Origin of the sequence: Niabella insulisoli (genome assembly GCF_039652435.2) — a bacterium.
Classification (GTDB): domain Bacteria; phylum Bacteroidota; class Bacteroidia; order Chitinophagales; family Chitinophagaceae; genus Niabella; species Niabella insulamsoli.
In genome coordinates this window covers 435,800-459,110 of the sequence record NZ_CP190246.1, presented here as the reverse complement: position 1 = coordinate 459,110, position 23,311 = coordinate 435,800, and the positions used below count along the sequence as shown (strand labels likewise).

Genomic DNA, 23,311 nt, shown 5'->3' with positions numbered 1-23,311 from the left:
TTTTAACTTTCAACGACCCCTCCCGTAACCGTGTACTTCATCGCATCGCCGGGGGAAATATTTTCAATCGGCCGAACCCGCTCTTTAGGCAGGATATAAAGCTGGCCCGCGAAATTATATGCCTGGGGCACATACACGCCGACCATATCGTTGCCTAAATTAAACTTCTCCATCTCATCATCGGTTAAAAAACCTACCATCCAGACATCATTATTAAAAACATTGGCGAGCACGGCCTTCGTAAACTTCTTTTTATCACCGCCAAAGGCTTGAAAAAAATCTTTAATAGATTTATAGATCAACTTGATACCAGGTGTACGCTCGAGCCAGTGATCAAAAAAATTGATCATGCTTTCCATAATAAAATAACTGCTCAGCCACCCGATAAAAATGATAAAGGCAATAATCAACACAAAGCCGATGCCGGGCGTAATAAATATCGGCCTCAAAAATCCGTCGATCCAATTGAAAATCGTATATAAAATATACGCCGTTATCGCAACCGGAGCCAGGATCACGACACCCTGCACAAAATAACGGAACAGGGTTTTAAACTTTGTTTCTTTAGGTGTATGAGGAAGGTATTTTGCCATTTAGTCTGCAAGATAGTACATCTTTAAATGCCAAAAATATTTGTGTTTTTACCGTTCACCCGCTTTAATTTACTGTTAACCTAAAAAATATACTGCCTGGTTTTAAAGTAATTTAATTTCACGTCCGTTTCCCAAGTAGGCAGATAAAAATTTCCTGACGGAAACTTTGAGCCCTCTGAGAGTTTCCTTAGTTTCGCGATCCAAATGGCGATAATAATTGATAATAAGGCAAGAATCCGTGAAAAAGCAAAAGAATTATTTATTCAGTTAGGCTTACGCAGGGTTAGCATGGACGATATAGCCAACTCGGTTGGCATGAGTAAAAAGACGCTGTATCAATACTATACAGATAAGGAGACCCTGGTAGCAGAAACGATTGAAATGATTCTTAAGAGCAATAGCATCAATTGTGAAACTTGTAGAGAAAAGGCAAAGAATGCGATTCACGAAGGCTTCCTGGCTACCGCTTCGGTGTCGGATATGATGAGGCACATGAACCCTGTGTTGTTGTTGGATATGCAAAAATATTATCCTTTGGCTTATAAGAAATTCTTACAGTTCAAGGAAGATTTTTTGTACAACTTTCTTCGCCACAGCCTTGAATGGGGTGTTCGCGACGGGCTTTTCAGAAAGGATATCGATGTGAATTTTGTGAGCCGCCTTCGGCTGGAAAGTATCCATCTGCCCTTTCAGCTTAGCTTTTATGACGCAATGAAAACTGATTTAGGCACCCTGCAGGAAGAAATTTTTATCCTCTATCTATATGGCATCGCCACGCCCAAAGGAACAAAAATGATCAATAAATATAGAATCGAAAAGCAAAAACCATTCACTGATGATAACAAATAGAATAGCAATTGTAGCCCTGCTGCTGCTTGCTTTTATCAAACCAAACTTCGCCCAGCAAACCCATCATTTTTCGCTGGAGCAAACCTTAGCCTATGCAGAAAAAAATAATATGCAGGTTAAGAATGCCCTGCTGGATATTAAGCTCCAGGAGCAGGTGAACCGCGAAGTAACGGGAAGCGCCTATCCGCAAATAAATGGAAATGGCGGCGTTACGTTTAACCCAAATGTCGCCACCCAAAGACTGCCAAACTTTTTGTCTCCTGCAGTCATAGCGACCCTTCAACAATTGGGCGTGACGGACGGAGATGGCAATCCAGTAGAATATGACCCCAACGCTGATTACGGATTTATCGATGCACAGTTTGGAACAAAATGGAATTCGAACGCAGGTGTGTCGTTGAATCAACTCCTCTTTGACGGGCAGGTTTTTACCGGGTTGAAAGCAAGAAATACATTGATCGAATATCAGGAAAAAAATGCTGAAGTTACGGCTGAACAAGTGAGGTTAAATGTTTCAAAAATATACTATCAACTTGTCCTAAGTAAAATTCAAATAGCACTTCTTGACTCGAATCTGGCTTTGGTAGAAAAAAATAAACACGACACCAAAATTATGTACGACAACGGTTTTGTTGAGAAGTTAGAGATCGATAAGTTGGAAGTGCAAATCACCAATTTAAAATCTCAAAGAACAAAAATTATTAATGACGTAAATAATGGGTATCTCGGGCTAAAAGTACTTATTGGCATGCCTCTAAAAGACCAACTTATTTTAACGGATGAGTTAAACGACGAAAACATCAAGGATGGCATTTTAGAAGCGCTGACACTAGATTATAGTCAAAGAAAAGATTATCAAGCAGCGTTGCTTGGAGAAAAACTAAATCGATTTGACGTTCAAAGATATCAGCTAAGTAAAATCCCTACACTCAGCCTAAGCGGCAATTACAGCAAAATGGCCATGCAAAATAGTTTTGGAGAGTTATGGAGAGGAACCTGGTTCAGCGCAAGTTCAATTTCCCTGAATTTAAATATTCCCATTTTTAAAGGGTTTGCTACAAACGCAAAGATTGAACAGTCGCGCATCAAGCTTCGGCAAACGCAAAATCAAATAGAAGCATTGAAATTAAACATTGAACAGGAACAAAAATCGGCTTCGAACACCTTTAAAACAGCTATCGCTGATATGGATTTCCAGAAACAAAATATGTCGCTTGCCGAGCGTGTGTATCAGCAAACAAAAAAGAAATATGAAGTCGGCACCGGCAGCCAACTGGAAATCGAAAACGCCCGGGTGCAGCTGCAAAGCGCACAGACCAATTATTTCAACTCGCTTTACAATGCGGTCATTGCAAAAATCGATTTTCTTAAAGCCTCCGGTAAACTATAACCCTTCATCAAACATCTAAAACCCTAATAATGCAGTATATATTAAAACTAACATCAGTTATAGCGCTCTGCGCCGTTCTTGTTTCTTGCGGCGATGGCAAAAAGGAGAAAAACAGCGCGCTGAACGATAAAAAAGTTCAACTGGAAAAACTCAAAGAAGAGCAGAAAAAGATTTCTGACCAAATCAATAAGCTCAATGATGAAATTGCAGTTTTAGATCCTTCTTTTGTAAAAGCCAAGTTGGTATCGGTTGAAAAAATCGGCGTAGATAATTTCGATCATTACATCGATTTACAGGGAAAAATTGATTCCCGTAAAAACGCCTATGTGGCGCCCCGCAACGGCCAGGGCGGCATTGTACGCGCTTTGTACGTTAAACAAGGCGACCGCGTTCGCAGAGGACAGACCCTTTTAAAACTCGACGATGCAGTGCAACGCCAGCAGCTGACTGCGGCCCAGCAGCAGGTGGCTACGGTTAAAGCCCAGTTGGAATTGGCCAAAACAACCTATCAGCGTCAAAAAAATCTTTGGGACGCCAATATTGGTGCGGAAATGCAGGTCATTCAGGCTAAAGCAAACGTAGAACAGCTGACCGCACAATTGCGCGCCGCCGAAGCGCAGGCCGGATCGGCACGCGAGCAGGTGAACTTTTCTAACGTTACAGCCGACATCGACGGTACGATCGACCAGCTCAACATTCGGGTGGGCGAAATGTTTACCGGCATGGGCGCTGCAGGCCCGCAGATCTCCATCGTAAACACTTCCAATTTGAAACTCCTGGTGAATGTTCCGGAAAACTATCTCGACCGTATTGATGTCGGAACACCGATTACAGTAACCCTGCCGGAAGCCAATAACAAAGAAATAAAAACAAAGGCTTCGGTGGTAAGCAAACTGATCGACCCGGCGACGCGCAGTTTTTATGTAGAAGCCAACGTGCCCTCCGATCCCTCGATACGCGCTAATCAGATTGCAAAAGTTCAGATAGAAGATTATTCCAAACCGGAAGCGATCACTATTCCCGTAAACACATTGCAAACCGATCAGCAGGGAAAATTTGTGTTGGTGGCAGTAAATGAGAACAACAAATTGGTAGCCCGCAAAAAACGCGTAATTCCGGGTGAACTCTACAACGACAGGCTTGAGATCAAATCCGGCCTTACCGCCGGTGATCAACTGATTACCGAAGGTTTTCAGAGCGTGTATGAAGGACAGGTAATTACGACGACTCCGGTAAAATAAAGTGATACGAACCGGTTGGGGGAACATGAGCATAAAAGGCCGTTTCCGCAAACCGTGTTTATTCACCATTGCTATCAAACTCAAACAAATCATTTTTTATGAGTGTTCTAGAAAATTTCAATGCAAAATTCAAAGAGTTTAAGCCCACTTCCTGGTCGGTAAAAAACCGCACCACGGTCTACCTGCTTATTCTTTTTGTTTCCATATTTGGTGTAACGACTTTTGTTACCCTACCCAAAGAAAGCTTCCCGGATGTGGTAATTCCTACAGTGTATGTGTCTACGATTTATGTTGGAAATTCGCCCAAGGACATGGAAAACCTGGTGACACAACCGATCGAGAAGCAAATCAAAGGGATTACTGGTGTTAAAATATCGAAGGTTACCAGTACTTCGGTACAGGATTATTCGGCCATTCAGGTAGAATTTGGAACGGATGTTAAAGTCGATGTGGCTGTCCAAAAAGTAAAAGATGCGATCGACAAAGCGAAACAGGATTTACCTACCGACCTGACACAGGAACCCACCGCACTGGAAGTCAGCTTATCTGAGATGCCGATCATGTATGTGAACCTGAGCGGCGACTATGACGGTGTGAGGCTGAAAGAGTATGCCGATAAAATGCAGGATCGCCTGGAAGAATTGCCGCAGATTACCCGCGTTGACATGGTGGGTGCTCCCGAAAGAGAGTTTCAGGTGAATGTAGACAATGCACGCATGCAAGCGGCCGGCGTTACTTTTGACGACATATCTAATGCCATTCGTTATGAAAACATGGACATCAGTGGTGGTTTGCTGGAAGTCGGCAACATGAAGCGTACGCTGCAATTAAAAGGCCAGTTTAAAACCGCTTACGACATTGAAAAAGTAATACTGCGAAACAGCAGCGGCAATCCCGTTTATCTGAAAGATATTGCTTCAATTAAAGACACAGTTAAAGAAACAGAAAGCTATGCACGGCTGGACGGAAAGAACGTTGTAACACTGAATATCGTAAAACGCTCCGGCGAAAACCTGATCGAAACAAGCGACGCCGTAAAGCAAATTGCGGCTGAAATGAAAACCAATTTGCTGCCAAAAGATCTGAATGTGGTAATAACGGGTGACCAAAGTATCTCTACCCGCACCTCCTTCAACGATCTCGTCAACTCCATTGTAATTGGATTTATATTGGTATTGATCATCCTGATGTTCTTCATGGGACTCACCAATGCCTTCTTTGTGGCCTTAAGCGTGCCGCTGAGTATGTTCGTCGCATTTATGTTCATTCCGCTAGGGGAGATCATTATCGGCGGCAGCATCACCCTCAACTTCATGGTGTTGTTTGCCCTGCTGTTTGGATTGGGAATTATTGTGGATGACGCGATCGTGGTAATCGAAAATACCCACCGGATATTTATGGAAGGGCGCGGCAAGATCAATTCCCAAAAAGCGGCAATGATGGCCGCCGGCGAAGTTTTTGTGCCGGTACTCGCCGGAACGCTTACAACGCTGGCTCCGTTTTTCCCATTGCTGTTCTGGCCGGGCATTATTGGTAAGTTCATGGTGTACCTGCCGTTGATGTTGATATTTACGCTGGCTGCTTCGCTGCTTGTTGCGTTTATCATGAACCCGGTATTCGCTGTAGATTTTATGAACCATGAAGACGATCATCATGAAAAGAAAAAGTCTGATGTATTCAGATCCAAAGCTTTCCTGGCCATGATTGTGATCGGCATTCTGTTTAATATTTTCGGATTTATATCAAAAGCGCCGGTGGCTACACCCGAAGAACTGGCGGTAGGCATCGAACCGGGAACAGGAGCTAAAAGCCTGTTTCATTTTATCGCCAACCTTTCGCTATGCCTGGCGCTATTAACCGTGTTGAACACCTACTTCTTCAGCGGATGGATACACAGTTTCCAAAACCGCGTGTTGCCGTGGATTATGAGCCATTATGAATCGCTTCTAAAATGGGCGGTTGCAGGCTGGAGGCCGGTTTGGCTGCTGGTGGGCGCTTTCGGGCTCCTGGTAGTATCAGTCATTCTGTTTGGCATTTCTTCGGCAGTTGGCAGAACGCAGGTTGTGTTCTTCCCGGGCTCAGACCCTAACTTCATTTATGTTTATTTGAAATTACCTACCGGAACCGATGTTGAGTACACGGACTCTATCACGCGATACCTGGAGACAAAAGTGAACACGGCGTTGAATCACGATCCAATAAAAGGAAAGAAAAATCCTATCGTGGAAAGTGTGATTGCAAACGTTGCTGTTGGCGCGGCTGATCCAAATAGCGGCGACAGAAGTACAAGAAGCGAACTGGGCCGTGTGCAGGTTTCGTTTGTAGAATATGAAAAGCGGCATGGAGAAAAAACCGGCCCTTACCTGGATAAAATTCGCGCAGCGATCAAAAATATCCCTGGCGCTGAAATTTCTGTAGAGCAGGAACAAAATGGCCCGCCAACTGATCCGCCGGTAAATATTGAGGTAGCGAGTGAAGAGTTTGATGATATGATCAAGACTGCGGTCGATCTTAAAAACTTCCTCGATAGCATTCAGGTGCCCGGCGTTGAAGAATTGAAAATGAATGTGGACCTTGCGAGCCCAGAAATCGCGCTGACGGTTAATCGCGAGCGCGCGTTGAGAGAAGGCGTATCTTCTGCACAGATTGGTTCTCAACTGCGCACGGCGCTGTTTGGTAACGAAGCCAGCAAAATTAAAGACGGTGAAGACGAATATAAAATCTATGTGCGCAGCAGCGAGATGGAGCGCAAAAGCCTGACCGATCTTTTAAATATGAATGTTCGTTTTAGAGATATGGCGACTGGCCAGGTAAAAAGCGTGCCCATTAGTTCGCTGGTAACTGTTGACTATTCGAATACACTGGGTAGCGTGCAACGCAAAAATCAGAAGCGCGTGATCACACTTAGAAGTAACGTGCTTTCGGGGTATACACCCACCGCTGTAAATGCTGATATTAAAAATGCGTTGGAAAGTTTCCGTAAAACCGGCGACGACGTCACCATCAAGCAAACGGGTGAAGGAGAGCAGCAGGCAGAAACCGGCGCCTTCTTAGGGAAAGCCCTTGTTATTGCACTTGGCCTTATCTTACTGATTCTTGTAGCCCAGTTCAACTCAATGAGCAAGTCGGTAATCATCCTTACGGAAATTGTGTTCAGTATCATCGGCGTATTGCTTGGGTTTACCTTTACAGGTATGACGGTATCCGTAGTAATGACGGGTGTCGGAATTCTTGGTCTGGCGGGTATCGTTATCAAAAATGGAATTCTGGTAATTGAATTCGCCGACGAATTGAGATCGCGCGGCATGAAGACACGGGAGGCCGTAATCGAAGCAGGTAAAACACGTATCATACCTGTATTGCTTACAGCGCTGGCAGCCATCCTGGCCCTGATTCCTTTGGCGGTTGGGTTCAACATCAACTTCGTCACCCTGTTTGCCGAATTAAACCCACGCATTTTCTTTGGCGGAGATAATGTCACCTTCTGGAAACCGCTTTCGTGGACCATCATTTTCGGTTTATTATTTGCATTCTTTATGACCTTGTTTATGGTGCCGAGTATGTATTTGATTGCGGAAAGGTTGAAGCGTCCGATGCAAAAACAATATGGTGGAAAATGGATTTCCTTCATGGGTATTCCACCGGCTATTTTCCTTTTCATCCCATTGATGTTTATCACGATGTTCAGGCAAAAGAGAAAAGTAGCCGCGAGAAGGCGCAAGTTGTCGAACGACACGAACGCAGGCGAACCCTTTATCGGAAGCTGGTTATAGCTACCATTAACCTTAACATAAAAGAAGAGAGACCTCAGCAATGAAGTCTCTCTTTTTTTGCTGCTTAAAACAGCCCCCCCCTTTTTTATGTTTCGCGCTACCCCCATAACGAGATGCCCGCATAGCTCGATGCCTCTTCCCGCAGCGCGCGATTGTAGAGGTGGTAACCGCTTTGAACACCAACAAAAAAATGCCCCGCTTCCGCGAGGCATTAAACTTTATGATTTCGGTTGCTAATTAAGCTTTCGCCTCTTCGCTTCCGTCTTCTTTGGTTTCTTCAGTGGCAGGCGTTTCTGCAGCGGGTGCAGCGGTATCGTCCGCCTTCGCTGTTTCAGCCTCCAATGCCGCTTCTTCTTTTTCTGCCAAAGCTACTTCTGTTGCTTCTTCAGTTTTGTCCGCAGTAGTAGTTGCAGCTTTTTTACCGCTTCCGCCACGACGACGTGTACGTTTGCCGGCCGCTTTTTCTTCTCCGCTTCCTTTACCGTAGATCTCATTGTAGTCAACAAGCTCGATCATTGCTTTTTCCGCGTTATCACCAGGACGTGCGCCCAATTTGATAATACGTGTGTAGCCACCAGGGCGGCCGCCTACTTTACCGGCAATATTGTCGAACAATTCTTTGATCGCCTCTTTATCCTGTAAGTGGCCAAATACGATACGACGCTGATGCGTAGTATTTTCTTTGCTTTTTGTGATCAGCGGCTCTACATAAACGCGAAGCGCTTTAGCCTTTGCAACGGTAGTTACAATGCGTTTGTGCTGAATTAACTGACAGGAAAGATTGGCTAATAAAGCTTCTCTGTGCGCTTTAGTGCGGCTTAAATTTTTGATTTTGTCTCCGTGACGCATGACTTGTTGTTTTGTAAATGTGATCCTTTTTTAACCACATCCTTGTTAAAAAATTCGGCTGTACCGTAGTCAGGGAATTACAACCTACTTTTTTGAAAAAAATTAGCTAATCAGCCCAAAGGCCAATTAGCTAACAAATTTTAATAATCGTCTTTATCGATACCTAACTTCTGAAGGTCCATGCCAAAGCCCAGGCCTCTTTCGTTCAATACCTGCTCGATCTCAGAAAGAGATTTCTGACCGAAGTTGCGGAACTTCATCAGGTCTTCCTGCTCATACTGCACCAACTCGCTCAAAGAATTGATTTTAGCCGCTTTCAGGCAGTTGAACGCACGAACCGAGAGATCCAGATCCTCCAATGGAGTTTTCAGCACTTTGCGCAGTTGCAATGTGTTCTCATCCACCAGGTCTTCTTTCTTCTCTTCTTTATTATCGAAGGTGATGTTTTCATCCGTAATAATCATCAGGTGCTGAATCAAAATACGGCTGGCTTGTTTAACCGCATCTTCAGGATGAATTGTACCGTCTGTAACAACTTCCATCACTAATTTTTCGTAGTCAGTGCGTTGTTCCACACGGGTATTTTCGATACTGTATTTTACATTCTTGATCGGCGTGTAGATCGCATCGATCGGCACCAAACCAACCGGCGCATCTTTCACGGCGTTTTCCTCTGCAGGAACATAACCGCGCCCTTTGCCGATTGTCAGTTCGATATCCAGCTTTGCAGAAGCGTCAAGCGTGCAGATCACCAATTCAGGATTCATGATCTGGAAAGATTGTGTTCCGTCGGCAATCATACCGGCAGTAAACTGGGTTTGATTTTTTACCGACAAAGAAATCTTTTCGTTGGCAACTTCATGCTCAACTGTTCTTTTAAAACGAACCTGCTTTAAGTTAAGGATGATTTCAACTAAATCTTCGCTGATACCTTTAATGGTAGCGAATTCATGATCCACTCCATCTATTTTAATAGCCGAGATAGCGTAGCCCTCAAGAGAACTTAACAAAACCCTGCGAAGCGCATTACCAATGGTAACGCCATATCCTGGTTCCAATGGAGCAAACTCAAACTGAGCTTCAAAATCGGACGCTTTTTGCAGGATGATTTTATCCGGCTGCTGAAAATTTAAAATTGCCATATTTTATTTTTGATAATGGTGAATAGCGAAATAGCCGTTAGTGATACCGCCTGGGAAAACTCCCGAAGCTCACTACCTCAATTCACTAAAAATTACTTGTTGTACAATTCTACGATCAGTTGCTCCTTGATGTTTTCAGGAACATTTTCCCTTTCAGGATAAGTAATGAAAGTACCAGTAAAAGTAGTCTCGTTAAAATCCAACCACGAATATTTAGGATTTTTTGCAGCTACCACGCTTGTGATAGATGTGCGGTTTTTGCTTCCTTCTTTGATCGTGATCACATCACCTGCTTTCAACAGATAGCTGGGAATGTTCACCACTTCGCCATTTACTTCAATGTGCTTGTGGCTCACCAGTTGGCGTGCAGCAGGGCGGCTTGGCGCGATGCCCATGCGGAATACAGTGTTGTCTAAACGAGATTCAAGTAATTTGATAAGGTTATCACCGGTTACACCTTTGCGACGATTCGCTTCTTCGTAGGTTTTGCGGAATTGCTTTTCCAAAACACCATAAGTGTATTTTGCTTTTTGCTTTTCGCGCAGCTGCAACGCGTATTCACCTAAAGTTTTACGCTTGCGCTTTTCACCGTGTTGACCGGGAGGGTTGCTGTTTTTACCCAACCATTTACCATTACCTAAAATAGGCTCTCCGAAAATACGGGAGATCTTGGTCTTAGGACCATTGTAACGTGCCATAATTATACTTTCATTTAAGCTTTTTTTGAAACCGGTACAACAATCAGTAAAAAGCTTTATAAAAAATGAATTGCGTACCCTTTTTTGAAATGAAGCGGCCCACCCAAGCCCTCCCAAACAGGAGGGCTTGCGGGGTCGTTAAAATTTGGCCATAGAATCATTATTAAAAAATCCTGATCCTATTTTATATAAAGAACTTAAAAATATTTTGAGCTTCACAAGTCCTCCCCTTGGAGGATTTAAGTGGGCTTATACTCTTCTCTTTTTAGGAGGCCGGCATCCGTTGTGCGGAAGCGGCGTAACGTCTTTGATGGTAACGATCTCGATACCATTTTGAGAAAGCGAGCGGATCGCTCCTTCTCTACCCGAACCCGGGCCTTTTACATATACATCTACTCTTTTCAAACCTGCGTCCAACGCTACTTTTGCAGCATCAGCGGCAGCCATTTGAGCTGCATAAGGTGTGTTCTTTTTAGAACCGCGGAAGCCCATTTTACCGGCGCTGCTCCAGGAAATCACCTGGCCAGACTTGTTGGTAAGGCTGATAATAATGTTGTTAAATGTTGCTGAAATGTGCGCATCGCCAAAAGCGTCTACTTTTACGATTCTTTTCTTTGCGGCAGCTTTAGCGCTGAGCTGTCCTTTTTGTCCTTTTGCCATGAGAAAACTGAGGTAATCTAATTTAAAAATAAAATCCGCTTTATGCGAACCCCTGTCGACCCTTTTCCTGCACCGGGGCTTCCGTAATCGATCAGGTTATAACTGGTGCATATAATGCTGATAGGCTTTAAGCCGTAAGCATCTTTACTACTTACGGCCTACAGCCTATTGCTATTTGCTAATTACTTCTTAGCTGCTTTTTTCTTACCAGCAACAGTCTTACGTTTACCTTTACGTGTGCGGCTATTTGTTTTAGTACGCTGACCACGAACGGGCAAACCTTTTCTGTGACGAAGACCACGGTAGCAGGCGATATCCAGCAAACGCTTAATGTTCATCTGGGTTTCGCTGCGCAGTTGTCCTTCTACCTTTAACTCTTCGGTAATGGTGGTACGGATGGCATTAAGATCGTCATCGTTCCAATCATTTACTTTTTTGTTACGGTCAATACTGTTCTTATCAAGAATGTATTTAGCCGTAGAAGGGCCAATTCCGTAGATATAGGTCAAACCTATTTCGCCCCTTTTATTTTTTGGTAAGTCAACACCGGCAATACGAGCCATATTTTAATTTTAAGTCTGAATTTAAAAGTCTGATTTCAATTATCCCTGGCGCTGCTTGAAGCGGGGATTCTTTTTGTTGATAATGTACAGCTTTCCTTTACGGCGTACAATTTTGCAATCCGCGCTGCGTTTTTTTATTGATGCTCTTACTCTCATCTTTTTTGTTTTTAAGATTTGAAGCTTAATTTTTATACCTAAAATTGATACGCCCGCGGGTTAAATCGTAAGGCGACATTTCCAATCCTACTTTGTCACCAGGCAAAATCCGGATATAATGCATCCTCATTTTTCCTGATATGGTCGCTAAAATTTCATGTCCATTATCCAGTTTTACCCTGAACATTGCGTTGGACAAGGCTTCCAGAATGACACCGTCTTGTTTTATTAAGGGTTGTTTAGCCATAAAAATTTTAGGGGTGCAAAGATAAGGAGAAAGTATTTAAAAATGAAACTTTCTCGACTTTTTTGGCAAACCGGCCATTTTGCGTAATTTATATTACGGCTGTCCGCCTGTCTCCAACCTGATAAAATCTTACTCATGAAAAAGTTACATTTTTGGCCAGCGCTTGTCTGCCTGCTTGCATTATTTTCCCTTCAATCCCAGGCGCAATGCCCCTCGGGTTCTATCCCGTATACCGGTCAATACCCGCTAGTCTCCGGAAACACTTATTGCCTGAATTCCGACCTGGCGGGCGTGGTGAATATACAAATTCAAAACGGAGCGACGTTGATTCTTATGCCCGGTGTGGAGCTACAGGGAGCCGGATCCATCGAGATTTTTGGCACGCTCGACGTTCGCGATGGCGCTGGCGTTGTTTTCAATGGCGGCGCGAGTATCGGATCTACGCTGGATGTTTCAAGCTTGCTTAAACTGGGCCGTTTCTCTTATTTTTCGATTACCGGGTCGCTCAGCGTTTCCGATCCTACGGCCAGCAACCCTTCCAGCGCCAATACTGCCAGCATTCAGCAGGACAACGGAAGCGTAATGGAGATTTGCGGCCCCTATAGCCAGCAGGCCGTGAGCTACGCGACGGTTGATTTTACCGGCACCACCAATGCCTACGCCCATTTTATTACAAAAGCCACTGCTTCAGGGGCAGCTGGCGCACCCGTGGCTTCGGAAAGCCAGATCCATTGGCTGGCGCTCTCCGACGTGGATCTCATTTCACCCGGCTCCGCCACCTATTGCGGGCCCAACGCCACAGAAGCTACCTGCACCGGCGCTAACTGGCCGACCGGGCTGTCGCAAAGCAGTTGTGGCCAGGCCAGCACCATTGCGGATGAAAATAATGATGCGTTGCCTGCTATGTTCAAAGAAATAACAGCAACCCTGAACGAGGACAACGGAATTTTATCGGTGAGATGGACGACCGCATCTGAAATGAATATGAAGGCCTTTCATATCGAAGCTACCGCGGACGGCAAAAATTTTACGCGGTTAGGAACAGTTCCAACCAAAGCCAACGAGGGCGCCTCTTCGCAAACCTTGCAATACGATTTCAATTATGATTTGTCGGCCAAACGTTTATTAAACATTTCCATGGCGTTTATAGCAATTTTATTGGCGGCATTATTGAGCAGTTTGTTTTATAAAAGAAAAAGCAAGCTGAGCTTTGGGGCCGTCGCCGCCGCCTTTGTCCTGCTTCTTGCTATAGCAGGCTGCAGCAAAAAGCCGCGTAGTGTGGAAGTATCTCCGGAAAACCCACACGCTTTTATCAGGATTGCGGTCGAAGATATCAACGGATCCTTTACCTACTCGCGGACGTTAAAAGTCATCGCCCGATAAGCAAAACTGATGCAAGCAGAAAGCCGGCTGCAATGGACTGCGGCCGGCTTTTATATAAAATTGATTTGTGCAGTACTATGCTTCGAGTTGCACTTTGGTCATATCGAGATGGATATTTTGCAGGTGATGCACGGTAATGGGATGATCAAAAAACCTTTTGTCTTCGCGGTACCAGGCTTCTACTTTTGAAAAGTCCGTTTCCGAAGGCGTGTGAACGCGGAAAGCGCCTTTACCATATTTCGCACCCCCATCCGCTTCGAGTTTTTCAAATCCCAATTCAAGCAAATGTTTTTCAGCAAGCGGTACAGGTTTAATATCGCCCAGTTCGTACCAAAAGTCCTGTATACCGTTATTGACACAAACTTTGTTATCCTCATTACTGATCCGTAAAACAGTGCCTTCTCTTTCCACGCCGTTATCATTTAACAATACCCAGTCGCCAGGTCTTAATTCAGATAGTTTCATAATCGATATTTTTAAGATTGAATTTAAATGGCTTAACAAGCGTTAAGGTATTTAAATTTATGCCAAACTGCGCGGTTTTACAAGTTTTTTCGCTAGCTCATTAAATCCTGCTTTTTGTTAATAGAAAAACCAGCTAAAACCCAAGACTAATGATTCCAGTGGCGCCTGTCTTCCAATTTTACTGAAGTTTGTTTGAGTTGATAAAAACACACAACCGTTTCAATTTCACAACATTCTGCAAATTAACAATTGTATATATTTTTTGATATGATATGCGCCCTATTTTGCCGCCAAATTTAAAAATTAACTTTTATGAGAAAAATTCAGTTAAGCATTTTTAGCTTTCTTATGGCCGTTGCGGCAAATGCCCAAAAAGGCACCGTTCTCGTGGGTGGTAATACCAGCTTCAGCACTTTAAAGAATCAGCATGTCTTTATTAATGATCAGTTTTACAGCATTTCCAGGTCCACCAACTTTGCCATCAATCCTTTTGTGGGGTACCAGTTTGATAAAAACTGGACTGCCGGTGTAACAGGATCGCTGGATTGGACAAAAGAAAAGTATGTTAGCCCTATGAACTACGCAGGCAGGCACACTTCTTACGGATTCGGCCCCTTCGTGCGCTACACCCATCAATTGTCTGACATCTTCTCACTTTTTGGCCAATTGGAGGGCCAGTATAAAAGAACCGATGGCAGTGACCTGAGAGGGGTTTCCTCAAAACTTTTTCCTGCAGTCTTTATCAATGTTAAAAATGGATTTGGGCTGAACCTGGACTTCGGCGGCATTGAGTATGAAATGTCATCCTATAAGCATGCGCCAGCTAATCTCCGATCAGGACAATTCGGCGTCAACTTCGGCAAAACCTTCAATATTGGAATTTCTAAAAACTTTTAAACCCTATCCATAGCGGCGGTCCGGCTGCGCCTGGCCGCCCTTTTAAGAAATTTTGCTCCAAATGGTCTTTCCCTTTTGAGATTGAAGAAAGGCTTTTAGCGGTTCATTCTCGGGCATCGTTAGCTCGGGGTCATCCGTCAAAATTGCTTCCGTCACTTTTTTGGCTACTTCAACCATTGCCCGGTCATTGACGATATTGGCGAGTTTAAAATTGAGCACACCGCTTTGGCGGGTGCCTTCAATATCGCCGGGACCGCGCAACTCGAGGTCTTTCTCGGCAATAACAAAACCATTATTCGTGGAGGTCATTATTTTCATGCGCTCGCGGGCGTCGTTTCCCAATTTCCGGCCGGTGAGCAAAATGCAATAACTTTTTTCTGCACCGCGTCCCACCCTTCCGCGCAGCTGGTGAAGCTGGGACAGTCCGAATTTCTCCGCACTTTCTATGACCATCACCGAAGCATTGGGCACATTAACCCCCACTTCGATAACGGTTGTGGAAACCATAATTTGCGTATCGTGTTGCACGAAGCGCTGCATATTCAATTCCTTCTGTGCGGCAGGTTGTTTACCGTGCACCATACTGATCCAATATTCCGGTTCAGGGAAATAGGTTTTAATCTCGTCGTAACCGCGCATCAGGTTTTCATAATTCAGTTTATCGCTTTCTTCGATCAAAGGGAATATGATATACACCTGCCTGCCCAAAGCGATTTCTGTTTTTAAAAATTCCATCACCTGGCTTCTATCCTGGTCAAAGCGGTGCACGGTCTGAACCGGCTGCCTGCCCGGCGGCAACTCATCAATCACACTATAATCCAGATCGCCATAAGCTGTCATTGCCAGCGTACGCGGAATCGGCGTGGCCGTCATTACCAGCACATGTGGAGGAATTTCGTTTTTTTCCCAAAGGCGCGCCCGCTGCGCCACCCCGAAGCGGTGCTGCTCATCCACGATCACCAGTCCGAGGTTTTCAAATTGAACCGCATCTTCAATAACGGCGTGCGTCCCGATCAGCAACCGGACCGACCCGTCAACAACGCCCTGCAAAATGGCCTTTCGCTCCTTTCCTTTAACCGATCCGGTCAACAGCGCCACGCCGATATCCATCGGAAGCAGCAGGTCGGAAATGCCCTGAAAATGCTGTCGCGCTAGTATTTCGGTAGGCGCCATCAGCACCGATTGAAACCCATTATCAGCAGCCAGCAGCATACAAAGCAGGGCCACAATGGTCTTGCCGCTGCCCACATCTCCCTGGAGCAGCCGGTTCATCTGTCGCCCGCGGGCGGTATCTGTCCTGATTTCTTTCAACACGCGCTTCTGAGCGCCTGTTAATGCAAAGGGTAAATATTGATTATAAAAATCGTTGAAATAAGCGCCCACTTTGTCAAAAACCAGCCCTTTTGAAAAACGGTGGCGCTGCGAACGCAGCAGATTCATACGCATCTGGGCCAGAAAAATTTCTTCAAACTTCAACCGCCTTAAAGCTGCCTCATAATGTTTTTGGCTTTGAGGAAAATGAAGTTGCTGATAAGCATCGAACCGTGACATTAGCTTAAGATCATCGAGGATTTTCTGGGGGAAGTTTTCCGGCAAATCCTGCTGACGCACATGAGGCATCAACACTTTGGTGAGTTTGCCAATTTGCCGGCCACCCAGATTTTTGGCTTTTAATTTTTCCGTGGAGGGATATACCGGTTCGAGATAAGCTTTTCCCTCCAGCTTTTCGGGCGTCCAGGCTTCCACTTCCGGGTGCACCATTTGAGGCTTAGACAAAAACCAGCTCAATTTTCCATAGACAATATAGGCTTGTCCTGGCTGCAACATTTTTTGGATCAGGCTGATAGCGCTAAACCAAACCAGTTCTACCGTGCCGGTTTTATCCCGCAACTGCGCAATCAGCCGGCGGCCACGCTTTTCCCCTATAATTTGAAAAGGCTCCAAAATGCCTGCACACTGTATATATTCCTCTGCCGGGCTTGCGTTGCCGATAGGCGTTACCTGTGTTTTATCAACATGCCGAAAAGGGAAATGATGCAGCAGATCGTTGAAGGTAAAGATGCCCAATTCCTTTTGCAACAGCTCGGCACGCTGTGGTCCTACGCCTTTTAAATAAGCGATCGGACTGGCTAATATTTCGGATTTGTTTGAGATAAAGCAAATTTAAGGAGTTGAGATATTCCAAATATTACCCGAGCGTTTTCTTCCTTCTCAGCTGAGTCTCCTGAAAGGGACTCGGTGTATAGTTAAAATTCCATTCTAAACGCCGAGTCCATGGCCAACTCACAAAATCATTGGTGAGACTCGGCTGGGAAGAAAGGTTAGAGCGGTCTTCTTTGAGACAGGAATCCGAGCAGAGATCATAGTGATATATAATTTTCTTTTTACTTCTCAGCCGAGTCTCCTGAAAGGGACTCGGCGTAAGTTCAAGTCAATTTTACACGCCGAGTCCACGGCCAACTCACAAAATCATTGGTGAGACTCGGCTGGGAAGGAAAAGTTCTTCTGAGTTTTATGCAAGATGTTTTGACGAACACCTCGTACCGTATTGAGGGATTTATGGTTGGAGTCACCGCCAAAAGCGTCAACCTAAAAATAGACACACATAAAAAAGATCCCGCCAATACAGCGGGATCTTCTATTTTAATATCTGTTGATTTACTCTTTCCTTTTCAGCCGAGTCTCCTGCAAGGGACTCGGCGTAAGTTCAAGTCAATTTTAAACGCCGAGTCCACAGCCAACTCACAAAATCATTGGTGAGACTCGGCTGGGAGGAAAATCTTCACGACTGTGATGAATAAGTTTAACTATACTGGAAAAATTGCATTTAGTTTAATTTGCATTGTTATTATGATGTCGATTAATCTGGATGCTCAGGTTAAAAATATGAAAATGAATATTGAAGATTCTATTTTCCATCCCAAAGAAACTATTGAGTTTGTTAGAAATCAGTTTGAGGATTATAATGCTCCTGCAAAGATGGTGCTTTTTAGGCAGCGCCATTTTCTTACTTATAGGATCTTCAACGCAGCACCAAAAACAAACGGGCAATATTTCATTTGGGGGGTCTCCTATCAAAGACATATTCGCTTACAGAATGGGCGATCATTACGCATTATATATAAACATTGCTTTTAAAACGCATATATTAGACTCTTTGGTGAAAACGCTGGGAGTACCGGATAATGTGTTAGAGGAAGACTTGGCCATAAAAGATTATGATTTCCTTTTTGGTTCAAAAATAGATTTGAAAAAATTTGGTTCGGGTCCAGTTATAACGGAAACAATGGGGATGTTACTATTGTCTTGACCAATATGGACCTTGAAGCTCTGACGAATAAGCAACCAATCATTGACGAATGGTGAAAGGGCTGGTCAAATTTGAGTTTCCTTCTCAGTCGAGTCTCCTGAAAGGGACTCGGCGTAAGTTCAAGTCATTCTAAACGCCGAGTCCACGGCCGACTCACAAAATCATTGGTGAGACTCGGTTGGGAAGAGATCATTTTTCTTTTCAGCCGAGTCTCCTGAAAGGGACTCGGCGTAAGTTCAAGTCAATTTTACACGCCGAGTCCACGGCCAACTAACAAAATCATTGGTGAGACTCGGCTGGGAAGGTAATCGGAGGTGAGACTAGGTTGGGACGGAAGTTTCGAGCGGTCGTCCTTGAGACAGGAATCCGAGCAGAGATCATAGTGATATATAATTTTCTTTTTACTTTTCAGCCGAGTCTCCTGCAAGGGACTCGGCGTAAGTTCAAGTCATTCTAAACGCCGAGTCCACGGCCGACTTACAAAATCATTGGTGAGACTCGGCTAGGAATGAAGATCCCGCCAATACAGCGGGATCTTCTATTTTAATATCTGTTGATTTACTCTTTCCTTTTCAGCCGAGTCTCCTGCAAGGGACTCGGCGTAAGTTCAAGTCATTCTAAACGCCGAGTCCACGGCCAACTCACAAAATCATTGGTGAGACTCGGCTGGGAAGGAAATTTAAGGAGTTGAGATATTCCAAATATTACCCGAGCGTTTTCTTCCTTCTCAGCTGAGTCTCCTGAAAGGGACTCGGTGTATAGTTAAAATTCCATTCTAAACGCCGAGTCCACGGCCAACTTACAAAATCATTGGTGAGACTCGGCTGGCAAGGCAATCAAAAAAAGGATTAAAACAGATTGCAAATGGTGCGGAGCACAACAGTCCGGTCTTTTTTCAATACCTCGGAAGTTGTTCCATAAAAAAATCCCGCCAATACAGCGGGATCTTCTATTTTAATATCTGTTGATTTGCTCTTTGAGCAACTTCCGCGCAAAGTGGATGCGGCTTTTGATCGTGCCCAGCGGTTCATCTAAATATTCAGAAATTTCCTGGTATTTATATCCTTCAAAGTATAATTTGAACGGCACTTTGAAAGTTTCGGGCAAAGCCTCTACCGCAGCTTCGATTTCCTTCTGCCTCAAACTGCTTTCGGCCGAATTGGCCACCGAAACCTGGCGCATATTGATCAGATAATCCTCAGGCGTACTATCAAAAACAGTTCTGCGCTTGGCATTACGCCGATAATCATTGATGAAAATATTGCGCATGATGGTAAACAACCACGCCTTGATATTTGTACCCGAATGGTACTTTTCTTTATTGGCTAATGCCTTATAAAGGGTTTCCTGATAAAGATCGTTAGCCGTCTCGTTATTTTTGGTAAGGTTAACGGCGAATGGCTTTAAAAACCCTGCATTATCAACCAGTAAATCGCTGAACTCTTTTTCTTTTTCCATGCTGCCCGGGGTTTATGCTTGTGAAGAAATGTGGCCAAAATTAATGCTTAAACATCAATAATCGCCGGTTGCGAAAAATATTACAAAAACTTTACCGAATGACGCCATCCGCCAATACAACAGTTGCAAAAGAAAAAATCCTGCCTGTTTTGGCAAGATTTGATATTTTGACTGACAAATAAGGTCGTGCTATTTCGCAGATACAAACTCTTTGGGCTGCTTAAACCATTCTTCCGATGGGAGCGACTTAAAGTAGTTATAGGTTTCCGCCAATCCCTCCGCCCGGTCTACCCGAGGTGTCCAGTCCAAAAACTCCTTTGCCTTGGTGATGTCCGGTTTCCGCTGTTTGGGATCGTCCACCGGTAGCGGCTTATAAACTATTTTCACCTGGCTTCCTGTCAACTTCAGTACTTCTTCCGCAAAATCTTTGAGTGAAATTTCGTTGGGGTTGCCAATATTCACCGGGTGAACATAGTCGCTCAACAACAACCGGTAAATGCCTTCTATCAAATCGCTTACATAGCAGAAACTGCGCGTTTGGGAACCATCCCCAAACACCGTAATATCTTCTCCGCGAAGCGCCTGGCCAATAAAAGCGGGCAATGCACGGCCATCATTCAGCCTCATTCTGGGACCATAAGTATTAAAAATGCGGACAATCCGGGTGGCCACATTATGAAACGTATGGTAGGCCATCGTGATGGATTCCATATATCGTTTCGCCTCGTCATATACACCCCGCGGCCCTACCGGGTTTACATTTCCCCAATATTCCTCAGTTTGAGGATGCACGAGCGGGTCGCCGTAAACCTCGCTGGTGGAAGCCACCAGAATGCGCGCGCCTTTTGCCTTGGCCAGGCCCAGGCAGTTGTGGGTACCCATCGCGCCCACTTTTAACGTTTGAATCGGGATTTTCAGGTAATCGATCGGGCTGGCCGGCGAAGCGAAATGAAGAATATAGTCGAGGTTGCCCGGGATATGAATATATTTGGTTACATCATGATGATAAAACTCGAATTCAGGGTTGGGAAACAGGTGTTCCAGGTTTTTCAGATCGCCGGTGATCAGATTATCCATAGCGATAACATGATACCCTTCCTTGATAAATTTATCACATAAATGTGACCCCAAAAAGCCTGCAGCCCCCGTAATTAAAACCTTTTTCATTGCTGATCTTCAATATTTAAAGCGTAATAGCCTGTTTTCAATAAAAAACACTGGCTATTTTCTGTTATTAATAATTTTTCGGCCAATGCTGTTGTAATAGAAACCCAGTTCTTCCATTTTTTCGAGGCTGTACACATTTCTACCGTCAAAAACCACCTTGTTTTTCAGATCATTTACCATGCGCTCGAAATCAGGGTTCCTGAACTCGCTCCATTCGGTAACAATCAACAACGCATCAGCGTCTTTCAATCCTACATATTGGTCTTTCGCATAACTAATCTTATCACCAAAAATGGCTTTCACGTTCGCCATTGCTTCGGGGTCAAAAACCGTTACTTTGGCACCGGCGCTTAGCAACTCCTGAATCAGTTCCAGGGCCGGCGCATCGCGAATATCATCTGTTTCAGGCTTGAACGCCAATCCCCAAATTGCAAACTTCTTCCCTTTCAGCGCGTTCTTATAATATTTTTTAATCTTTTTAAACAACACGGTTTTTTGGGTCTTATTCACCTTCATCACCGTATCTAAAAGTTTGAAATCGTATTTATTTTGTTTGGAAGTATGATGCAACGCCAATACGTCTTTGGGAAAGCAGCTTCCACCATATCCGATTCCGGGAAACAGAAAGCGCTTTCCGATGCGGCTGTCGCTACCGATACCAATTCTTACCAGATCAACGTTTGCGCCGGTTAATTCGCAAAGATTGGCCACCTCGTTCATATAAGAAATTCTCATGGCGAGGTAGGAGTTTGCCACATATTTTGTCATTTCCGAGCTGCGCTCATCCATAAAGTAAATGGGATTACCCTGGCGAACGAAGGGTTGGTACAACTCGTTCATCACATCGCGGGCCCGGTCAGAAGAAGTTCCGATCACCACGCGGTCGGGCTTTAGAAAATCATCTACCGCAATCCCTTCGCGCAGAAATTCGGGGTTCGAAACCACATCAAAAAGTTCCGGAGCCAGTTTTTTTCCCAGTACAGCGGCCACTTTTTCTGCGGTTCCTACCGGCACTGTGCTCTTATTAACAATCACTTTGTAGTCGGTTATAATGCCTGATAAATCTTCGGCTACCTGCAGGATGTATTTCAAATCAGCCGAACCATCTTCACCGGGAGGAGTAGGCAGCGCCAAAAAGATGATGTCCGATTTTTTTACGGCAGCCTTGAGATCGGTGGTAAAAAGTATCCGGCTTTCTTTGATATTCCGCTGCAGGAGCACATCCAGCCCCGGCTCATAGATAGGGCATTTCCCTTTTCGCAACTTAGCGATTTTGGCTTTATTGACGTCAACGCAATGCACCATATTCCCGGTTTCGGCAAAACAAGTACCCGTTACCAGGCCGACATAACCAGTACCAACTACAGCAATTTTCATATATTATTAGATTTAGTGGGTCCCCCCATTTATTTAGGTTCAAAAAAACCAGGAGGGCTACAATTTAAATTTGGTTTGAATGTATGCAAATGTACCGTCAAAAGACAAATATGAAGGCATAAACTATAAAATTAAAGCATTCAATGTGGCGTTTTTCTACATGTTTACTTAGTTCTTAGAAAATCAGCCCTCGGTTAGAGTTTTTTCAGGTAAGCGCCGTATCCGCTTTTAATCAGCTCCTCGCCCAACACCTGCAATTGCTCTTTGGAGATGAAGCCGCTGCGCCAGGCAATTTCCTCAATGCATCCGATCTTGGTTCCCTGCCGCTTTTCGATCACACGGACAAATTCAGCTGCGTCGGTCAGAGAATCGAATGTACCGGTGTCCAGCCAGGCTGTGCCGCGATCGAGCACGGCAACGTGAAGCTTTTCTTCTTTCAGATAAATTTTATTGATATCCGTGATCTCGTATTCCCCGCGTGCCGAAGGTTCGAGTTGGCGGGCAATGTCTACTACACTGTTGTCGTAAAAATATAAACCAGGCACGGCATAGTTCGACTTGGGCGTTTCGGGCTTCTCTTCAATCGAAATGGCTTTCATGTCTTCATCAAACTCAACAACGCCATAGCGCTCGGGGTCGCTCACGCGATAGGCAAAAACGTAGCCGCCATCCACCTCGGTCAGCTTTTTTAGCTGCGATCCCAACCCTACACCATAAAAGATGTTATCGCCGAGCACCAACGCTACTTTGTCATTGCCAATAAACTCGGCGCCGATGACGAAAGCCTGCGCTAAACCATTGGGCACTTCCTGAACGGCGTATTCGAACCTGCATCCTACCCGCGACCCATCGCCCAAAAGCCTTTTAAATCCTGCACTGTCCTCGGGCGTGGTAATAATAAGAATTTCGTTTATCCCGGCCATCATCAGCACCGACAATGGATAATAAATCATCGGCTTATCATAAATAGGCATGAGCTGCTTACTTATAGCTTTGGTAATGGGGTACAATCGGGTTCCGGAGCCGCCGGCGAGAATGATGCCTTTCATTATGTATTAAATTGTTGTTGAATAATTGATAAGTTGGTTTAGTG

General features: G+C 44.6%; 21 protein-coding genes. 7 read left to right on the top strand and 14 right to left on the bottom strand.

Going from position 1 to position 23,311, the window contains the following annotated elements; genetic code table 11:
* Positions 1-2: 2 nt before the first annotated feature.
* Entirely contained in the window at positions 3-593 is a 591-nt protein-coding gene (locus tag ABDK00_RS01940; RefSeq protein ID WP_346237819.1) for a DUF502 domain-containing protein, read from the bottom strand.
* Between the two features lie 204 nt (positions 594-797).
* Here ABDK00_RS01940 and ABDK00_RS01935 point away from each other — a divergent pair, with 204 nt between their 5' ends.
* From ABDK00_RS01935 to ABDK00_RS01920, 4 genes are all read left to right on the top strand, one after another.
* Entirely contained in the window at positions 798-1,442 is a 645-nt protein-coding gene (locus ABDK00_RS01935) for a helix-turn-helix domain-containing protein (protein WP_346237818.1), read from the top strand.
* Positions 1,429-2,832, top strand: a complete 1,404-nt coding sequence (locus ABDK00_RS01930; RefSeq protein ID WP_346237817.1) for a TolC family protein — start codon at positions 1,429-1,431, stop codon at positions 2,830-2,832. Before ABDK00_RS01935 ends, ABDK00_RS01930 begins: the two co-directional genes overlap by 14 nt.
* A 29-nt stretch (positions 2,833-2,861) precedes the next feature.
* Complete coding sequence (locus tag ABDK00_RS01925) at positions 2,862-4,073, top strand: efflux RND transporter periplasmic adaptor subunit (RefSeq protein ID WP_346237816.1); 1,212 nt, start codon at positions 2,862-2,864, stop codon at positions 4,071-4,073.
* Positions 4,074-4,171: 98 nt separating this feature from the next.
* On the top strand, positions 4,172-7,846 hold the full coding sequence (locus tag ABDK00_RS01920; protein ID WP_346237815.1) for an efflux RND transporter permease subunit: 3,675 nt from the start codon (positions 4,172-4,174) through the stop codon (positions 7,844-7,846).
* 237 nt (positions 7,847-8,083) lie between these two features.
* Here ABDK00_RS01920 and rplQ read toward each other — a convergent pair whose 3' ends face one another.
* The 7 genes from rplQ to infA all read right to left on the bottom strand — a co-directional run bounded on the left by rplQ (position 8,084) and on the right by infA (position 12,161).
* Positions 8,084-8,695 carry a 50S ribosomal protein L17 gene (gene rplQ, locus ABDK00_RS01915; RefSeq protein ID WP_346237814.1) on the bottom strand — a complete coding sequence of 204 codons (612 nt, stop codon included), beginning with the start codon at positions 8,693-8,695 and terminating at the stop codon, positions 8,084-8,086.
* 140 nt (positions 8,696-8,835) lie between these two features.
* On the bottom strand, positions 8,836-9,837 hold the full coding sequence (locus ABDK00_RS01910) for a DNA-directed RNA polymerase subunit alpha (protein WP_346237813.1): 1,002 nt from the start codon (positions 9,835-9,837) through the stop codon (positions 8,836-8,838).
* A gap of 92 nt (positions 9,838-9,929) precedes the next feature.
* A complete protein-coding gene (gene rpsD, locus ABDK00_RS01905) occupies positions 9,930-10,535 on the bottom strand; it encodes a 30S ribosomal protein S4 (RefSeq protein ID WP_346237812.1) in 606 nt (201 codons plus the stop codon).
* Positions 10,536-10,784: 249 nt separating this feature from the next.
* Positions 10,785-11,195 (bottom strand): 30S ribosomal protein S11, encoded by a 411-nt coding sequence (gene rpsK / locus ABDK00_RS01900; protein ID WP_346237811.1) that lies wholly within the window; start codon positions 11,193-11,195, stop codon positions 10,785-10,787.
* A 182-nt stretch (positions 11,196-11,377) separates the two neighbouring features.
* Positions 11,378-11,758: a 30S ribosomal protein S13 gene (gene rpsM, locus ABDK00_RS01895; protein ID WP_240847441.1), complete on the bottom strand. Its 381-nt coding sequence runs from the start codon at positions 11,756-11,758 to the stop codon at positions 11,378-11,380.
* 39 nt (positions 11,759-11,797) lie between these two features.
* Positions 11,798-11,914, bottom strand: a complete 117-nt coding sequence (gene ykgO, locus ABDK00_RS01890; RefSeq protein WP_071609307.1) for a type B 50S ribosomal protein L36 — start codon at positions 11,912-11,914, stop codon at positions 11,798-11,800.
* Between the two features lie 25 nt (positions 11,915-11,939).
* Positions 11,940-12,161 (bottom strand): translation initiation factor IF-1, encoded by a 222-nt coding sequence (gene infA / locus ABDK00_RS01885; protein WP_240847439.1) that lies wholly within the window; start codon positions 12,159-12,161, stop codon positions 11,940-11,942.
* Between the two features lie 135 nt (positions 12,162-12,296).
* Here infA and ABDK00_RS01880 point away from each other — a divergent pair, with 135 nt between their 5' ends.
* The gene (locus ABDK00_RS01880; protein WP_346237810.1) at positions 12,297-13,544 is read left to right on the top strand and encodes a hypothetical protein; all 1,248 of its coding nucleotides are present in this window, start codon (positions 12,297-12,299) and stop codon (positions 13,542-13,544) included.
* A 75-nt stretch (positions 13,545-13,619) separates the two neighbouring features.
* Here the strand turns inward: ABDK00_RS01880 and ABDK00_RS01875 are convergent, their stop codons facing one another.
* The gene (locus ABDK00_RS01875) at positions 13,620-14,009 is read right to left on the bottom strand and encodes a hypothetical protein (RefSeq protein WP_346237809.1); all 390 of its coding nucleotides are present in this window, start codon (positions 14,007-14,009) and stop codon (positions 13,620-13,622) included.
* Positions 14,010-14,321: 312 nt separating this feature from the next.
* On the opposite strand from ABDK00_RS01875, the gene ABDK00_RS01870 reads away from it, so the two are divergent.
* Positions 14,322-14,906 (top strand): outer membrane beta-barrel protein, encoded by a 585-nt coding sequence (locus ABDK00_RS01870; protein ID WP_346237808.1) that lies wholly within the window; start codon positions 14,322-14,324, stop codon positions 14,904-14,906.
* A 42-nt stretch (positions 14,907-14,948) separates the two neighbouring features.
* On the opposite strand, the gene recG is transcribed toward ABDK00_RS01870, so the two are convergent.
* Positions 14,949-17,042 carry an ATP-dependent DNA helicase RecG gene (gene recG / locus ABDK00_RS01865; RefSeq protein WP_346238303.1) on the bottom strand — a complete coding sequence of 698 codons (2,094 nt, stop codon included), beginning with the start codon at positions 17,040-17,042 and terminating at the stop codon, positions 14,949-14,951.
* Between the two features lie 763 nt (positions 17,043-17,805).
* Here recG and ABDK00_RS01860 point away from each other — a divergent pair.
* On the top strand, positions 17,806-18,216 hold the full coding sequence (locus ABDK00_RS01860; RefSeq protein ID WP_346237807.1) for a hypothetical protein: 411 nt from the start codon (positions 17,806-17,808) through the stop codon (positions 18,214-18,216).
* A gap of 954 nt (positions 18,217-19,170) precedes the next feature.
* Here the strand turns inward: ABDK00_RS01860 and ABDK00_RS01855 are convergent.
* The 4 genes from ABDK00_RS01855 to rfbA all read right to left on the bottom strand — a co-directional run bounded on the left by ABDK00_RS01855 (position 19,171) and on the right by rfbA (position 23,267).
* Positions 19,171-19,674 carry an RNA polymerase sigma factor gene (locus ABDK00_RS01855; protein WP_346237806.1) on the bottom strand — a complete coding sequence of 168 codons (504 nt, stop codon included), beginning with the start codon at positions 19,672-19,674 and terminating at the stop codon, positions 19,171-19,173.
* Between the two features lie 189 nt (positions 19,675-19,863).
* A complete protein-coding gene (locus ABDK00_RS01850; protein WP_346237805.1) occupies positions 19,864-20,841 on the bottom strand; it encodes a UDP-glucuronic acid decarboxylase family protein in 978 nt (325 codons plus the stop codon).
* Between the two features lie 54 nt (positions 20,842-20,895).
* Positions 20,896-22,218: a UDP-glucose/GDP-mannose dehydrogenase family protein gene (locus tag ABDK00_RS01845; protein ID WP_346237804.1), complete on the bottom strand. Its 1,323-nt coding sequence runs from the start codon at positions 22,216-22,218 to the stop codon at positions 20,896-20,898.
* A 194-nt stretch (positions 22,219-22,412) separates the two neighbouring features.
* Complete coding sequence (gene rfbA, locus ABDK00_RS01840) at positions 22,413-23,267, bottom strand: glucose-1-phosphate thymidylyltransferase RfbA (RefSeq protein ID WP_346237803.1); 855 nt, start codon at positions 23,265-23,267, stop codon at positions 22,413-22,415.
* Positions 23,268-23,311: the final 44 nt, after the last annotated feature.

Coding starts and splice junctions, on each gene's coding strand:
- rpsK (WP_346237811.1), bottom strand. CDS start 11,195: ATGGCAAAAGGACAAAAAGGACAGCTCAGCGCTAAAGCTGCCGCAAAG.
- ABDK00_RS01870 (WP_346237808.1), top strand. CDS start 14,322: ATGAGAAAAATTCAGTTAAGCATTTTTAGCTTTCTTATGGCCGTTGCG.
- ABDK00_RS01845 (WP_346237804.1), bottom strand. CDS start 22,218: ATGAAAATTGCTGTAGTTGGTACTGGTTATGTCGGCCTGGTAACGGGT.
- ABDK00_RS01940 (WP_346237819.1), bottom strand. CDS start 593: ATGGCAAAATACCTTCCTCATACACCTAAAGAAACAAAGTTTAAAACC.
- ABDK00_RS01875 (WP_346237809.1), bottom strand. CDS start 14,009: ATGAAACTATCTGAATTAAGACCTGGCGACTGGGTATTGTTAAATGAT.
- ABDK00_RS01930 (WP_346237817.1), top strand. CDS start 1,429: ATGATAACAAATAGAATAGCAATTGTAGCCCTGCTGCTGCTTGCTTTT.
- ABDK00_RS01925 (WP_346237816.1), top strand. CDS start 2,862: ATGCAGTATATATTAAAACTAACATCAGTTATAGCGCTCTGCGCCGTT.
- ABDK00_RS01850 (WP_346237805.1), bottom strand. CDS start 20,841: ATGAAAAAGGTTTTAATTACGGGGGCTGCAGGCTTTTTGGGGTCACAT.
- ABDK00_RS01935 (WP_346237818.1), top strand. CDS start 798: ATGGCGATAATAATTGATAATAAGGCAAGAATCCGTGAAAAAGCAAAA.
- ykgO (WP_071609307.1), bottom strand. CDS start 11,914: ATGAGAGTAAGAGCATCAATAAAAAAACGCAGCGCGGATTGCAAAATT.
- infA (WP_240847439.1), bottom strand. CDS start 12,161: ATGGCTAAACAACCCTTAATAAAACAAGACGGTGTCATTCTGGAAGCC.
- ABDK00_RS01920 (WP_346237815.1), top strand. CDS start 4,172: ATGAGTGTTCTAGAAAATTTCAATGCAAAATTCAAAGAGTTTAAGCCC.
- ABDK00_RS01910 (WP_346237813.1), bottom strand. CDS start 9,837: ATGGCAATTTTAAATTTTCAGCAGCCGGATAAAATCATCCTGCAAAAA.
- rplQ (WP_346237814.1), bottom strand. CDS start 8,695: ATGCGTCACGGAGACAAAATCAAAAATTTAAGCCGCACTAAAGCGCAC.
- ABDK00_RS01855 (WP_346237806.1), bottom strand. CDS start 19,674: ATGGAAAAAGAAAAAGAGTTCAGCGATTTACTGGTTGATAATGCAGGG.
- rpsM (WP_240847441.1), bottom strand. CDS start 11,758: ATGGCTCGTATTGCCGGTGTTGACTTACCAAAAAATAAAAGGGGCGAA.
- rpsD (WP_346237812.1), bottom strand. CDS start 10,535: ATGGCACGTTACAATGGTCCTAAGACCAAGATCTCCCGTATTTTCGGA.
- rfbA (WP_346237803.1), bottom strand. CDS start 23,267: ATGAAAGGCATCATTCTCGCCGGCGGCTCCGGAACCCGATTGTACCCC.
- ABDK00_RS01880 (WP_346237810.1), top strand. CDS start 12,297: ATGAAAAAGTTACATTTTTGGCCAGCGCTTGTCTGCCTGCTTGCATTA.